This is a genomic window from Actinomadura sp. NBRC 104412 (assembly GCF_030269515.1).
GTDB lineage: Bacteria > Actinomycetota > Actinomycetes > Streptosporangiales > Streptosporangiaceae > Spirillospora.
Genome location: NZ_BSTM01000008.1, coordinates 178,513 through 193,913, shown reverse-complemented (window position 1 = coordinate 193,913; position 15,401 = coordinate 178,513). Strand labels below are relative to the sequence as shown.

Annotated in this window: 8 protein-coding genes; 1 reads left to right on the top strand and 7 read right to left on the bottom strand. The window is 73.4% G+C overall.

Annotation, left to right across the window (positions count from 1 at the left end):
* Window positions 1–1,182, top strand: a complete 1,182-nt coding sequence (locus QSK21_RS12980) for a vWA domain-containing protein (protein ID WP_285695875.1) — start codon at window positions 1–3, stop codon at window positions 1,180–1,182.
* 7 nt (window positions 1,183–1,189) lie between these two features.
* Here the strand turns inward: QSK21_RS12980 and QSK21_RS12975 are convergent, their stop codons facing one another.
* From QSK21_RS12975 to QSK21_RS12945, 7 genes are all read right to left on the bottom strand, one after another.
* Window positions 1,190–1,885 (bottom strand): hypothetical protein, encoded by a 696-nt coding sequence (locus QSK21_RS12975; protein ID WP_285695874.1) that lies wholly within the window; start codon window positions 1,883–1,885, stop codon window positions 1,190–1,192.
* Window positions 1,886–1,941: 56 nt separating this feature from the next.
* Window positions 1,942–3,918, bottom strand: a complete 1,977-nt coding sequence (locus QSK21_RS12970) for a YehQ family protein (protein WP_285695872.1) — start codon at window positions 3,916–3,918, stop codon at window positions 1,942–1,944.
* Window positions 3,915–5,066: a VWA domain-containing protein gene (locus QSK21_RS12965; protein ID WP_285695871.1), complete on the bottom strand. Its 1,152-nt coding sequence runs from the start codon at window positions 5,064–5,066 to the stop codon at window positions 3,915–3,917. Before QSK21_RS12965 ends, QSK21_RS12970 begins: the two co-directional genes overlap by 4 nt.
* Window positions 5,063–7,450: a DUF5682 family protein gene (locus QSK21_RS12960; RefSeq protein ID WP_285695870.1), complete on the bottom strand. Its 2,388-nt coding sequence runs from the start codon at window positions 7,448–7,450 to the stop codon at window positions 5,063–5,065. The genes QSK21_RS12965 and QSK21_RS12960 overlap by 4 nt, the downstream gene beginning before the upstream one ends.
* A complete protein-coding gene (locus QSK21_RS12955) occupies window positions 7,450–8,556 on the bottom strand; it encodes an ATP-binding protein (RefSeq protein WP_285695869.1) in 1,107 nt (368 codons plus the stop codon). Before QSK21_RS12955 ends, QSK21_RS12960 begins: the two co-directional genes overlap by 1 nt.
* 62 nt (window positions 8,557–8,618) lie before the next feature.
* Window positions 8,619–11,984 (bottom strand): DUF4132 domain-containing protein, encoded by a 3,366-nt coding sequence (locus QSK21_RS12950; RefSeq protein WP_285695868.1) that lies wholly within the window; start codon window positions 11,982–11,984, stop codon window positions 8,619–8,621.
* Window positions 11,981–15,385, bottom strand: coding sequence for a DUF4132 domain-containing protein (locus QSK21_RS12945; protein ID WP_285695867.1), 3,405 nt, complete (start codon window positions 15,383–15,385; stop codon window positions 11,981–11,983). Before QSK21_RS12945 ends, QSK21_RS12950 begins: the two co-directional genes overlap by 4 nt.
* Window positions 15,386–15,401: the final 16 nt, after the last annotated feature.

Here is a 15,401-nt window from a genome sequence, read left to right as displayed (position 1 = left end):
ATGGGCGGCGGGCTCGACCGGACCAAGCTGCTGGCCGCCCGGTACCGGGCCGCGACCGACCGGCCCTACCTGGCGTCGGCCCTGTACTCGCTGTCGGTCGTCGAGTCCTCCGGGGTGCCGACGATGGGCGTGGACCGGCACTGGCGCTGCTACGTCTCCCCGGCGTTCGTGGAGACGACGCCCGTCCAGGAGCTGGCGGCGGTGTGGATCCACGAGGTCTCGCACCTGCTGCGCGACCACCACGGCCGCGCCGACCGGCTGCCGGCGGCCGACCAGCGCGACCGGACCCGGGTCAACATCGCGCAGGACTGCGAGATCAACGACGATCTGATCGACGACCGGCTGCCGCTGCCGGAGGGGCGCATGGAGCCCCGCCTGTTCGGCCTGGACAAAGGGAAGCTGTTCGAGCAGTACCTGCCCGGCATCCCGCCCCAGGAGCTCCACCTGGACTGCGGGTCGGGAGCGCACGGCGTGCCCTCGCCCTGGGAGAGCGACGGTCCCGGCGCGCCGAAGGTCAGTACCGTGGAGGCGGAGTCGCTGCGGCGGGCCACGGCCGAGGCGATCCGCGCGCACGAACGGGCCCGCGGCACCGTCCCCGCCGGGTGGAGGCGCTGGGCCGAGCAGGTGCTGGAGCCCACGGTCGACTGGCGCCGGATGCTGGCGGGCGCGGTGCGCGAGGCGGTCGCCTGGGCGGGCGGCGCGGTCGACTACACCTACCAGCGGCCGTCCCGGCGCACCGCCGCGATCCGCGGGGTCGTGCTGCCGACGCTGCGCCGCCCGCTGCCGCGCGTCGCGATCGTCGTCGACACCTCGGGGTCGATGGGCGAGGACGACCTGGCGGCGGCCATGGCCGAGGTGACCGGGGTGCTGCGCGAGGTCGGCGTGCGCGGCAACCGGGTCAGCGTGCTGGCCTGCGACGCCGACGTGCGCGCGGTGTCCCGGGTGACGAAGGCCGAGCAGGTGGAGCTGGGCGGGGGCGGCGGCACCGACATGCGGGTCGGCATCGACCGCGCGTTGCAGGGCGGGGACCGGCCGAACGTGATCATCGTGCTCACCGACGGGTACACACCGTGGCCGGAGGAGCCGGTGACGTGCCGGATCATCGCGGCGCTCGTGGGCACGCAGCCGCCGGACCCGCCGGGGTGGGTGGAGAGCGTCCGCATCGGGGAGGCCGCGGCCTAGCGCGGTGTCAGTGGCCGGTGACCGTGATCCATTCGGCGTGCCTCACGACGTAGCGGAAGTCGGTCCTCAGCGCGTCGACGACCGCCGTCATGTGCGCGGCGCCCCACACCACGGCGACCTTGACGGGCTCGTGGTGGCGTTCGCGGTGGATCGTCCCGAGCGTCCGCACCAGCCTGCGGTCCCGCTCCGCCAGGATCTTCCGTTCCAGGAAACCGCCGATCCCGCCTTCGGGCACCCACCGGTCGTGCATGTCGACCTGGTCGACGCCGGGGTGGTCGCGCGGATCGCCGTACCGGCCCAGCGCCCGCAGCCCGAGCGCGAACGCCGAGTCCACCGCGGTCTCCAGGATCCGGTCACGGGTGGAGCGCGCCTCGCGGTCGCGCGCCCGCTCCTCGGCCGGACGCGTGTCGCCGCCCTCCCAGATGATGGGCACGCCGAGCGACTCCAGGTCGAGCGCGTTGAGCTGGTCCACCTGGTCGTCCCAGCGCAGCCGCGCCATCCGGGCCTGCGCGGGAGGCGCGTCCGGACCGCCCTCGGCCACGATCAGGTCGCAGGCCGACGCGCGGGACGCGACCTCGTCGTAGAACGACCGGCGCCCCACATGGACCATGGGGAACAGCACGAACGTCAGCGGAGTGCTCCGGCGGCCCAGCGTGATCACTGCCGAGCGGACGCCCATCGCGGTGGACTCGATGAACTGCATGAGGCGACCCCCTCGCCTGGTTGGACCCCTGGGAACCGCCTCCGGTTGCCATCGCCTCAGCGCAGTTCGACGGCGGTCGTGAGCCGGATCTGGGCGTCCGCCCAGGCCGTGACCGTCCGCCGCGGGTCGTCACCGTCGAGGGCCGCGGCGAGGGCGTCCAGCAGCGCCGCCGTGGATGCGAGCCCGGTGGCGCGCAGCCCGTCCGCGACACGGCCGACGCGGGCGCGGACACCGCGCGGAAGGTGACGCAGCCCCCGGTGGGCGGCCTCGGCGCAGACCGCGAGGCCGTCGGACAGCGCCCGGCTGAGCGGATCGGCCTCCTCGGCGCCGCGCGGGTCGAGCGCGGCGCCGCCGTCGCCCGGCGCCAGGTCGGGAACGACGACGCCCTCGGCGGTCAGGACCGCGATCGGGTCGACGATCAGCGTGCCGCGGGCGCGCCGCACCGCCCCGCTGATGTAACGGGGTCCCTCGCTCAGCGCCTCGGCCAGGGCGTCCAGCGCCCCCGGGCTGTACGGCGAGTACGCGGCGGACACCACGGCGGTGCTGCCCTCCGCGTCGGCGACCGTCGCCCGCAGGATCTGCGCGCCCGCGTGGTAGCCGATGTTCCGGACGTCCGCGACCTCCATGACGCGGACGGCCTCGGCCTCCACCCGCGGCCGGACGAGCCGGGGCGGCTGCGCGGCCAGCTCCTCCTCCAGCGCCCGCAGGTCGCGGGCCAGCACCGTGCCGGGAAGGTCGCCCCAGGACGTGCCGACCGGCGTCACCGTCGTCTTGGACACCCGTCCGGTGCCCAGGCGCACCACACGGCTCGGGCTGCGCGTCGCGTTCTCCGAGACCACGTTGGCGGCCGAGAGCGCGCGCAGCGCCGCGCCCGCGATCCTGCGCCCCGCCAGGTCGTGGCCGGTCAGGGGCTGGTCCTCGGCCACCTCCCAGCGCCGCTTCAGCACCAGCACGATGCCGGTGTCCGTATGGGCCAGGTACACGTCGGCGGTGCGTTCGGAGTCGTCGCCGCCCACCCGGCAGCCCAGCGCGGTGAGCCGGACCCTGCGCAGCGGGGTCTCGGCGGACTCGTCCGTGCCGAGCACCTGCGAGCGCGGGCTGCCGCCCTGGGCGAGCGCGGCGCGATGCCTGGCGTGGATTTCGGCGAGCAGCGCGGCGAGGCGCTCCGGCTCGTGGTGGGCGCCGCGTTCACGGTACGCGGCCAGTTGCGCGGCCAGGTCGTCGAACGCGGCGGCGGGCCAGTGCAGGCCCTTGGCGGTGAGCTCGCGGGACGCGCGGTGCAGCGCGGTGCCCAGGACGGGACCGGCGTGCATGGCCCCCTCCAGGAGCACCTGATCGGCCAGGTCCAGCACCTGTTCCAGGCCGGAGGCGGTGACCGTGCCCTCCCCGGCGTTCTTGCCGCCGACGTCCACGCGGACGTCGGGGCCCGGCAGTCCTCGCTCGTCGGCGGCACGGAACGCCCAGACCGCGAGCACGACGACCTCGCCGCGCATCGCCGCGACCGCGTCGGTGTGGACGTAGCCCAGCTCCCCCGGCACCAGGAACCGCACCGTGCACGTCGGCAGCTCCACCGACGCGACCGGATCGGCGGCCGTGGGGCGGTGGACGCGCGCCGCGTAGCCCGTCCGGTACGTGCGGCGCGCCGCCGTGAGGGCGCGTTCGCCCAGGACGCGGGCCAGCGCCTCGTCGTCGTACGTCCCGGGCGACCAGTCCTCGAACGCCTCGGGCGTGTCCGCGGCCGGCTCCTCGGGCGTCTCGGCCGCCTGCCGCTGGTAGGCGAGGACGAGGCCGATCTGATGACGGCACACGCCCGTGGCCGCGCACGTGCACGACGCGCCTTCCAGCCCGCCGCCCCCGGGAAGCGTGGTGCGTGTGCCGTCGGGGAACACCCCCTCCACGGACCCGTCGCCGGCCACGCTCACGTCCGGGACGGTGCCCGCGTCCAGGTCCTTGGCCGCCCGCTTGACCAGGCCCCGGTTGGCGAGCGCGGCCAGCGAGTCGGGCGTGAGGGCGAGCAGGTCGGCGCGGGTCATCGGCCGATCCGTTCCGCCACGAACCCGGCCAGCTCGCCCGGTGTCATCGCGCCGACATGAGCCCCCACGTTCGCCAGGCGCTGCGCGAGCTCGCGGTCGTAGGACGGGTTGGCCTCCTCGTCCAGCGCCGCCAGGCCCAGCACGTGCGTGCCCTGCTCCACCAACCGCTTCACCGTGCGGACCAGCCGGTACGGGTCACCGCCCTCGTAGAAGTCGGTGACCACGGCGAGGATGGCGCGGCGCGGGTTCTCGATCAGCCCGGCGCCGTACTCCACCGCGCGCCCGATGTCGGTGCCGCCGCCGAGCTGCACCTTCATCAGCAGTTCCACGGGATCGGTGACATCGGAGGTCAGATCGACCACGCTGGTGTCGAAGGCGATCAGATGGGTCTTCAGTCCCGGCAGCCCCCACAGGCAGGCGGCGGTCACCGCCGAGTGGATCACCGAGCCGACCATCGAGCCCGACTGGTCCACGATCAGGATCATCTGCCACCGGTCGACCTGCCGCTTCGTGCGGGACACGAAGTGCGGATGCTCGATGTAGAGCCGCCCCTCCTCCGGCCGGTAGTGCCCCAGGTTGGCGCGGATGGTGGTGTGGAAGTCGAAGTTGCGGGCCTGCTTCCACCGGCTCGGACGCCGCGACCTGGTGCCGTGGAACGCCTGCCGCACCTGCGTGGCCATCTTCCGCATCAGCTCCTGGACGACCTGCTCGACGATGCGCCGCGCCAGCGCCAGCACCTCGGGGTTCATCAGGTGCTTGGTGCGCAGGACGGCGCGCAGCAGGGTCGGGTTGGGTTCGATGCGTTCCAGCACGGCCGGGTCGGTGACCACCTCGTGGATCTCGTAGCGTTCGACCGCGTCGCGCTCCAGCCGCTCGATGGTCTCCTTGGGGAACAGCCGGTGGACGTCGTCGAGCCAGTCGACGGTGGTGAGCACGGACGGCCCGTCCCCGCCTGCCCTCTCGCCGGCGGGCTTGTTCCCGCCTCGGCGCACGCCCCGCCGCTCCAGGTCGGGGTCGCGCCCGTACAGCCAGCCGAGCGCCTGATCGCGTCCGGCCGCGTCACCGCCGAGCGCGCCGCAGGACTCCTCCGCCGGCGCGCCCAGCACCAGCCGCCAGCGCTCCAGGGACGGGTCGGGCTGGGGGTTCATTCCGTTTCCTTTCGCACCTCGGCCCCGGAGGAGGCCAGGCCCTCGGCTGCGAGCAGCGCGTCCACCCTCTCCTCCAGGGCGCGCGCCTCGGCCAGCACCAACGGGTCACGCCCGGTGCGCAGCAGTGAGCGGGCCGAGCCGCGCACGCCACGCCTCTCCAGCAGCCGCCGCGCGATCGTCTCGCGCTCGCGCGGAGGAAAGAACTCGAACGCCTGCCGCAGCGCGGGCAGCGCGATCAGGAAGTCGTGCTCGGACAGCCCGCCGATCAGCTCGTCCAGGACGGCCAGGACGCTGCGCTCCCCCGGCCCCGCCGACGCGTCCTCGGCGGCCAGGACCTCGTCCCGGGCCAGGGCGAACAGCCCAGCCAGCCAGTCGCCGACGATCCGCGGGCTCGCCGCGCCCAGCACCGCGCGTACCGGATCGGCGGCGGCGCCCAGCGACCAGCCCAGGCCGAACGCGGCGCCGCGCAGGTCGGGCGGCGCCTCGGCGCAGACGCTGACCCGTTCCGCGACCGCGAGCGCCGCGTCCCGGTCGAGGTCAAGGGTCCCGGACGCGTGCAGCAGCGCGTCGCGGGTCGCCGCGAGCGCGCGCAGCCGGGCCGGTTCCGCCGGGGCGGGGCCGCCGCGCATCCCCTCCACCAGCCACAGCACCCGGGTGACACAGCTCTCGACGACCGTGCCGAACAGCGGGCTGCCCGCCGTGCCGAGCAGCCGGTCGTGCCGCCACAGGCCCAGCGTGGTGCCGAGGACGTCCCCGAGCCCGCCCAGTTCGGTCGCGGCGGCGATGGCGGGTGTGATCGTCCCGGCGATCCGGTCCGAGATGTCGGTGCAGCCGCACAGCGCGGCGTCGAACAGGACGACGGCCAGGCGCCCGATCTCCGTGCCCGCGTCCTGGGCACGTTGCTCCAGGACGGTCGCGGCGGCGTCCCGCAGCGTCGCGCCGTACGCGCCCGCCTCGATCAGCGCGGGCAGCCGGTGCTCGCCGGGCTCCAGCGTCCAGCGCTCCTCCAGCACCGGCTCCGCTCCCGTGGCCGGACCCGACTCGCGGGTGAAGCCCGGGATCCCCAACACCCTCAGGCGGTGCAGGACGCGGCTGCGGCGCAACCCCCTGTCGTCGGACAGCTTCAGGTTCACCGCGCCCCAGCCGTCCAGCTTGAGCCGTTCGAGCTCGGCGTTCACATCGTGCAGCAGCGGCGGCGCGGGCGTTCCCGGACGCAGCGCGCCGACCCGGTCGCCGCTCAGCGCCGCGACCATCTCGGCCACCGCGGGATGCGCGCCCGGCTCCAGCGGGCCACGGGACGTCCACGGCAGCCGCTGGTCGAGGTCGTCGGTGACCAGCGCGGCGACCAGCCCGTCCAGCAGGTCGGTACGGGACGGGTGGCGGTGCCCGCGCAGCCGCGCCAGCCCCTCGGTGAGCGTCCGCGCGGCGATCAGGTCGGCGGTCGACACCCGCTGGCGGCGCTTGCGCAGCCGCGCCACCACGACCTCGGTCAGCCCGGCCGCCGCGGCCTCCGGCCCGCCCTCCCACAGGCGCTGGTAGTACTCCGGTGACGGCATCCCCGACTGGTAGCCGGTGAACGCGTCCAGCCGCTTGAAGGAGTACGGCACCAGGTAGCTGCCGCCCAGCGCGCCCTCCGGCGGCATCGGCACGTCCGGCCAGCCGGTCTCCTTGTCGTCGCCGCCTTGGACGAGGCGGCGGATGGCGGCCCGGTGGAAGCCGCCGGTGACCACCACGACCGGGCGTCCGTCCGCGTCGGCCACCGCCGCGCGCACCCAGCGCGCCATGTACGCCTCGCGCGCGGTGTCGTCCTCCCCGGCGTCGGACTCCCCCCGGACGAGGTCGAAGTAGGCGGCGAGGCGTTCGCCCAGGTCGCCGTTGTCGTCGTCGCCCTCGAACATGTGGTCCCAGAGGGCGTCGATGTTGTCCACCGCGAACGCCGCGCAGAGCCGTTCGATGACCTCGGCGTAGCGCTCGTCGGCGTCGGCGTACCGGTTGCGCCGGCCGGCGAACGCCGGGTGCCAGGCGGGCAGGTCGATGAACCGCACCTCCGCGCCGCACGCTCGGCCCTCGCCGATCGCCACCCATTCGGGCGAGTACTCGCAGAACGGCGACCAGGACGCGTGCGTCCGCCGCTCGTCCCGGTAATGGCTGAAGATCGCGATCGGCAGGTCATGGCCGAGCAGCAGCTCGTCCAGCCGCCCGCTGAAGTCGGCAGGCCCCTCCACCAGCACGTGCGCGGGACGCAGCCGCCTGATCGTGTCGCGGACCAGACGCGCGCAGGCGGGGCTGTGATGCCGCACCCCGATGTAGGTGACCCCGTCCTCCCCCTCGGGCGGACTCTGCGGGGCCGCCGCGCCCAGAGGCGACTCGTGCACCGCGGCCATCAGCCCGGGAGACGGTGGCGGGCGGCGTGCAGGGCCTTCCACTGCCGGCCGCTGCGGCGCGCGGCCTGCTGCTCCAGGTAGCGGCGCAGTGCGGCCAGGTCGTCGGGGTTGTCCTTGGCGGCCGTCCCGGCCAGGCACTCCACGATGTCCTCCGGCGTGCCCTCCTCTCCGCGCAGGAACCAGCCGCGGATGCCGACCGCGTGCGCGACCGACACCGCCTCGGCCGTGCTCATGACCGTCGACAGCCGGTCCATGGACTGGCCGTCGGCCGCCTTGCCGGAGCGCAGCTCGCGGAACGTGGTGACCAGCACCTCCAGCACGTCCCGCCGAGGCGGCACCCCCACCCCCGACTGTTCCAGGAGCCGGGACGCCTCCGACTCCACCAGGTCGAGCTCGGTGGCGAAGTCCGCGATCGGGAACACCGTCTCGAAGTTGAACCGCCGCTTGAGCGCCGCGCTCATCTCGTTGACGCCGCGGTCACGGGTGTTGGCGGTCGCGATGACGTTGAACCCCTCGCGGGCGAACACCATCGCGTCGGGACCGGTCAGCTCGGGAATGGCCAGCACCCGGTCCGACAGCGGCGACAGCAGCGAGTCCTGCACCTCCAGCGGGCAGCGGGTGATCTCCTCGAACCGCACCACCTTGCCCTCGGCCATCCCGCGCAGCAGCGGCGCCGGCACCAGCGACCGGGTGGACGGGCCCTCCGACACCAGCAGCGCGTAGTTCCACGAGTACTTGATCTGGTCCTCGGTGGTGGCGGCGCCGCCCTGGATGGTGAGGGTGGAGTCGCCGCTGACGGCCGCCGCGATCAGCTCCGACAGCAGCGACTTGGCGGTGCCGGGCTCGCCCACCAGCATCAGCCCGCGGCTGGTGGCCAGGGCGACCAGGGCGCGGTCGATCAGCGACGGGTCGCCGACGAACTTGCGCCGCACGCCCCGGCCGGGATCGCCGACGATGAAGCGGCGCGCCGCCTCCAGGCTCAGCGCCCAGCCGGGCGGGCGCGGGGCGGTGTCGTCCTCCCGCAGCCTGGCCAGCTCGTCGGCGAACCGCAGCTCCGCCGGGGGACGCTGCAGCCGGTCTTCCTCTTCACGTGCCTGTGCGGTCATGCTCTCTTCTCATCCGCGGATCGTCTGCGTGGGTCGTCGTTCTCGGGGGGTTTCTCGGGGGGTCAGAGCGCGGATCCGGCCAGCCAGGTCAGGTCGGCCAGCACCTCGGACGCGGTGACCGGGTCGAGCTCGCCGAAGGTGTGCCGGAGGTCCCCGCCGGCCCAGAAGTCGTCGGGCCGGTCGTTGATCCAGACCGCGTTGAGGGTCTGGTCCTCGCTCTCCGCGATGTAGCCGACGCTGATGCCCCCGTCCAGGTCGATCACCACGTGCAGGCCGCCGGGCACGGGCTTGGAGATCCACCGCTCGATGCCGGCGTCCAGCGGCATGCCGCGCTCCCAGCCGCGCCGCACCAGCCCCAGCACGGTGTGCACCGGGACCGTGATCCCCTCGAAGCGGGCCAGCCGCTCGGACGCGCGCTCCTCGTCGGTCAGCACGTGGGTCTCCCGGCCAAGCTGCGGGAACGGCTGGAGGATCTCGTAGTCGGCGAACACCTCCGACCAGGCCGCCGTCCCCTCGTCCCCGAGGTCGAGGGGATGCGCGATGCCGATCGACGCCTTGTCGGGGAGAGTGAAGGCATCGTCGTCCACGTCCGCGAGGGTGCGGTCCTCGGCCAGGCGGAAGGGCAGCGCCGCGCCGCCCCCGTCCTCCGCCAGCCAGACCAGGCGGCGGGCGATGTGCCAGATCAGCGGGTGCTCGACGAACAGGGTCCGGAACTCCTCCGGCGTCCAGCGGCGCCGCGCCACCATCGCCGACTCCAGCCGGGCGACCTGGTCGGCGGCGACCGTCCGCACGTCCTTCTTCAGGTTCGCGAACCTCTTGTACGCGGCGGGCGCGAGCTCCTGGTCGTCCTTGGCGCCCGGCTTGGGCAGCGCCTTGCGGCGCTTGCCGTCCTCGTCGGTGACGTACGGCTTGAGCTGCTCGTCGAAGCCCACGGTGAAGCGGCGCGGTCCGTAGTCGAGGGTCATGCTGCCGTCGGCGTCCAGCCCGAAGTCGGGAACCAGCCGGTCGGCCAGCCGCACCGGGCTCAGCCCGAGCCTCATCGCCACCTCGGCGATCTTCTCCTGCGCCCGTGTCCTCAGGCCCTTGAACTTCACCTTCTGCGCGATGCCGTGCAGGTGCAGCAGCGCCACGTCCGTGCCGATCTCGGCGAGCACGTCCAGCCCGGTGACCGCCTTCTGATGCCCGTCCTCACCCGGCCAGGCGCGGATCACCGGGGTGAGGCGGCGCACCGTCTCGTCGTCGCCGAACCACGCCAGCTGATGCAGCGCCCAGCGGTCCTTGGACGGGGCGCCGTTGCGCTGCCACTCCTCGAACACTTCCCAGGAGAACGCGGCCAGGGAGTCGGGGTCGCACGTCTCCTTCACCACGTCCAGGCCCGCGTACACCTCGCCGGGCTTGGACATCGCCAGCATGGTGATCAGATGCCGGGTCGCCGTGATCGGCAGCGCCCGCTCGTCCCCGCGCAGCAGCACTTGCGGCAGCCTGGCGGGATCGGCCCACTCCGTGGCCTCGGGCATCCTGGCCGGGAGGCGGTCCAGCGGGTCGGTGGCCAGCATCGCGCCGATCACTTCGGCGGCCCGGTCGCCGTGCTCGCGCGCGGCCTCCACGATCGGCTCGCGCCCGGTACGGGAGGCGATCAGCACCAGCGCGCCCTCGGCCTGGCGGCGGACCTTCCCGGCCTTGCCCAGCGCGGCCGGGATCAGCATGCGCGCGGCCCCCGTCCCGTGCCGGTCGAACCAGGCCAACGCCGCGTTACGCGCCGTCTTCACCCGTTCGTACCAGGCGGCCATCTGCGCGGCGACCTGCGCGTTCAGGTAGGGCAGGAGCAACTTGGCGCATGAGCCGGGGTTGTTCCTGGCCGCCTTCAGCGCCACCGGCAGCGCGTCCAAGCCGTAGCGGCCGACGATGGACATCAGGTAGGGCACATCGTCGACGTCGCAGTAGCCGGGGCCTCCCCATGCCGAGAGAAGGGGGCGGACCACATCCTCCGGGCCCTGCGCCATCAGGTGTGACTCCTGGTAACCCAGCAGCCCCCCTTGCCTGAACTCTTCGGCCAACGCCTTCCAGTCGGTGTCCGCTGGGACCCGGCCCCGTGGCGGCAAGGCGGGCACCGCCCACGCGTCCTGCTCGCCCTCGGCCCACACCATGTCCGCGCCGTCCGGTACGGGAAGGCCCGCGATGACGACGGGCTTCTCGGCCTTGCGAGGACGCGTCCAGGGCGGCTCGGCCAGCAGGGAGGGCAGCGCCTCCGCCGGCGCCTCCGGCACCCGTACGGTGGCCGCGGCGAGGGCCGCCACCACCGCCTGGCCTTCCTCGGTCAGCCCCGGGCGGGCGGCGTCGGCCGCGTCCGCGTGGGTCAGCATGTGGCCTGCCAGCAGGTCCTTGACACGACCTGCGGCCTTGGCGTCCCCCTTGGCCTGTAGCTTCGGGACGGCGTTGGCGAGCATGCGCGTTGCGCGTACGGGATACCGGTTCGCCATCGCCAGTAGCGCGGGCTGCACATGCTTCTGGCCGAGCCTGTCGAGCAGCGCCTGGAACGCCTCGTCGGTCGGCAGCACGCTTATCGCGTCCAGGATCCGCTGGCGATCGGCGCTGTCGAGGTAGGAGTTGTCGAGGGACTCGGTAAGGATGGGCAGGACGTCTTCGCCAAGGCCGTCGACCAGGGTCGTCACGACCTCGGCCGTGCACTCCGACCACCACAGCACGCCGTCTCCGCCCAGGGCGGTCACATGGTCGGCGGTTCCCAGGGACTGGAAGAGCAGGACGCGCGGGTTCCCGTCGCCGTACGGGCGTCTGCCGCCAGCCTCGACACAGCATTCCGCGACCCAGTCATGCCGGGTCGGGACCAGGTACGACACGATGAGTCTGCGGTACTTCTCGTCACGTAGTGCCGCGAGGCGCTCCACGGCCTGCTCGTACTCGGCGTCATCGGCTGCGGCCAGCAACGCCCGCATCCTGCGCGCGCACGCCCGCGCCGCGGTCGAGCCGAGCGCGTATTCTCTGCGGACGGCCCCCTGCTTGCGCTTGTCCACGGACCTGGTGCCGTGAACGGCCCGGATCGACCCGAGCTCCACCACCGCGCACGCCGTGAAGGCGGCGCCATGCTCGATCATCCAGGCGTCGAGGAAGACCTTCAGCACCGTCGCGTGGTTGGCGCTCCCCTGCCGCGCCGCCGCGATATGCGCGACGACCGCCGCGCCCTGCGGATCGGCCTGCCCTTCCAGATACAGCCGCGCCTGAACGGCGAGCCCGGCGTCCCCTACCTCCCCGGTGAGCTCGTCAAGGTAGTCCTGGCACTGCTCCACATAGCCCTGGGCCTTCTTGACCGACCCCTTGGCCACCTTGGCCGGCACCAAGGCCACCCCGCCGCGGCGTGGATGGATGGACCGGTGCCACGCCTCGGGAATGACCAGGGTGTCCTCGTTCATGGGCGGGTTCCTTGGTGTTCGGCGGTGAGGTTCGTCAGGTCGGTGAGGATCTCGGAGACCGCTATGGCGGGCAGGTCGCCGAAGCGCGGCTGCGCGGTCCCCGTCGTGTGGTCGGCGCGGGTGCGGCCCAGCGCGACGACGGTAAGTTTCTGGTTTTCGAACATTTCGACGTAACCCGCGGAGATGCCGGGGTCGAGCGTTATGGAGACGTACAGGCCGGGGGCGATCTCGCGGGTGATCCAGCTCTCGATGCCGGCGTCCTGCGGCTCGCCGCGTTCCCAGCCCCGCCGTTGCAGCCCCAGCACCTTCCCGGTCGGGACGGTGATGCCCTCGAAGCGGGTCAGCCTGCCGGAATCGCGCTCGGACTCGAGGAGCGTGTGGACGGGACGTCCGAGCTGGGCGAAGGGCTGCAGAATCTCGTAGTCGGCGAAGATCTCCGACCAGGCCGTCACGGTCCCGCCCAGCTCGATGGGGTGCGGGATGCCGACGGTCGCCTTCTCCGGGAGGTCGATGGCGTCGTCCCCGGCGTCGGCGTACGTGCGGTCCTCGGCGATCCGGAAGAAGGTGGTGCCGCCGTCGTACTCGGCCGACAGGACCAGGCGGCGGACGATGTGCCAGACGAGGGGGTGGCCGACGAACAGCTTCTGGAACTCCGCGAGCGGCCAGCGGCGGCCCTTCAGCATCGCGGTCTCCAGCCGCTGGATCTGGTCGGCCGCGACCGTCCGGACGTCCTTCTTGAGCTGGGAGAAGCGTTTGTAGGCCGCGGGCGCGAGCTCCTGGTCGTCCTTGGCGCCCGGCTTGGGCAGCGCCTTGCGGCGCTTGCCGTCCCCGTCCAGGACGTACGGCTTGAGCTGCTCGTCGAAGCCCACGGTGAAGCGGCGCGGACCGTAGTCGAGGGTCATGCTGCCGTCGGCGTCCAGCCCGAAGTCGGGAACCAGCCGGTCGGCGAGCTGCTCGGGGGTGAGCCTCAGCTCCGCGGCGACCTGCTCGATCTTCTCCTGCGCGCGGGTGCGGAGCGCCTTGAACTTCACCTTCTGCGCGATGCCGTACAGGTGCAGCAACGCGACGTCCGTGCCGATGGCGGCGAGCACGTCCAGGCCCTGCACGGCCCGGGCGTGGCCGCCGTCCCCCGGCCAGGCGCGGATCATCGGGGCGAGCCCGCGCACGGCGTCGTCGTCGCCGAGCAGCCCGAGCTGGGTGAGCGCCCAGCCGTCCTTGGACGGCGAGCCGTTTGCCTGCCAGCGCCTGAACACCGCCCAGGAGAACGCGGCCAGCGACGCCGGGTCACAGGTCTCCCGGACGATGTCGATCCCTGGATAGGTCTCGTCGGGCGTCGAGAAGGCCAGCATCGTCAGCAGGTGCTCGGTGGCCGCCCGGGGCAGGCTGCGTTCGCGATCGCGCAGCAGAACCTGGGGAAGGGCGAGCGGGTCGGCCCACTGGGGGACCTTGGGGATCCGCGCCGGAAGGACCTCCAGCGGATCGGTGGCCAGCAGCGCGGCGACCGCCTCGGCGGCCTCGGCCCGGTAACGACCGGCGACCTCGACGACCGCCTCGTCGCCGTGGCGGGTGGCGAGGTGGCGCAGCGCGACCTCGGCGTTGCGCCGGGCGGCCCCGGCCTTGCCGACGGCGTCGGGGACGAGCATCATCGCCGCTTCGAGACCGTGCCGGTCGAACCAGGCGACGGCGTGCTTGCGGGCCGACTTCAGCCGCGCGAGCCAGCTCGCCTGGAGCGCGGCGACCCGCCGGTCGAAGAAGGGCAGCAGCGCCCCGCCCCAGTTCCCGGGCCCCGCCTTGGCGAGGCGCAGCGCGATGGGCAGCGCGTCCAGACCGTACCGACCGACGAACCCACGCAGCCTCCAGCCCAGATACCAGTTCTCCTTGGGTACCCAGTCCTGGAGCAGCGGCAGGACGGCCTCCCTGGGGCCGTGCAGGACCACGTACACCTGGTCTATGGCGCGCAGCTCGTCGAACTTGCGGACCATCTCGTCCAGGTCCCGCCAGTGTTGGGACGGCCCGGAATCGGCCTTCCACCTCTCGCGCTCGCCCGGCGCCCAGGACACCGAGCTCAGGTCGGGCGGTTCGAGCCCGGCGACGGTCAACTTCTTCGCGGCCTTGCGGCGTGTGCTCCACGGGGGCGCGACCAGCACCGGCGGCAGTTCCTCCGCCGGTGCCTCGGGACGCCGTGCCGTGGAGGCGAGGACGGCCTCCAGGGCCGTCCTGTCCTGGGCGGGCAGGTCGGGCAGCAGGCTCTGCGCCGGCTCCCGGTGGGCCGGGACGTGCGCCTTCAGCAGGTCGGCCGCCAACGACGAGGTCTTGGACATGCCACGTGACGCGGACGTGAGCAAACGCAGCGCGCGCATGGGGAATCGCGCGGCGGCCCCGGCCAACGCGGCTTCCGTGTAGGGGCGGTCCAGGCGGTCCAGCATGAGCTGGAACGCCTCGTCGGTGGGCAGCATCGCGAGGGTGCGGAGGGCCAGCCTGCGCTGGTCGGCGTCCAGGGAATTGCTGTCGAGGGACACGGCGAGTGCCGGCGCGATCGCCGTGCCGACGCCCTCGATGATGGTGGCGAGAACGTCGGCCTGCACTTCGCTGTGCCCCAGCGGCAGTTGTGTGGCCAGCACCTCGGCGTGGTCCGGGGAGCTCAACGAGCACCAGAGCAGCCAGCCGCCGAAATGCAGTCGGGCGGCCGGCAGCACGGCGACGCATTCCTCCACCCAGTCGGTCCGGGTCGGTATCAGGTAGGTGGCCATCGCCTGCTGTGCCGGCATGGCGCGGTGGTCGGCCAGGTGCTTGACCGCGTCCTCGTACGCCTCGTCGTCCGTGGTGGCGAGCAGGGCGCGTACCTTGCGGGGGATGTGCCGTGCGGCGAAAAGGCCGTGGATCACATGCCCGGGGTCCGCGAACCTGACCGCCCACTGGTCTCTCCCGATATGGCGGTAGGGGGCCGTCACGCCCGCGAACTCGGTGAGAGCGCAGGCGGCGAACGTGAGCCCGTGCTCGCGGATCCACGTGTCCACAAACAGTCCGAGCACGTGTCCGTACCCCCCGTGCCGGTACGCCAGGACGGCGGCGACCGCCCCCGCGCCCAGCGGGTTCGGGTCACCGTCCAGGTGGCGGCGGAGGGCGCCGACCACGGCGCGCTCGCTGTCGGGCGACCGCAGCGCCGCCTCGACCGTCTCCATCCCGTCGGCCAGCATCTCGGCGGCCTTCGCGGCGGTGGAGCCGTCGACCGTGACCTCCGGGACGGCGCCTCCGCCGCGCCGCGGATGCAGCAGGTCCCGCCAGTCGGCGGGGAAAACGAGTTCCCGCTCGTCTCGTGGCCTGCCGTCTTCTGGCTTGCCGTCTTCCGGCTGGTCGGGGCTGTCGGCGGCGGGGCGGTCGGTGGCGGATCGGTCGCTCATGTCGCCACACGGTAGG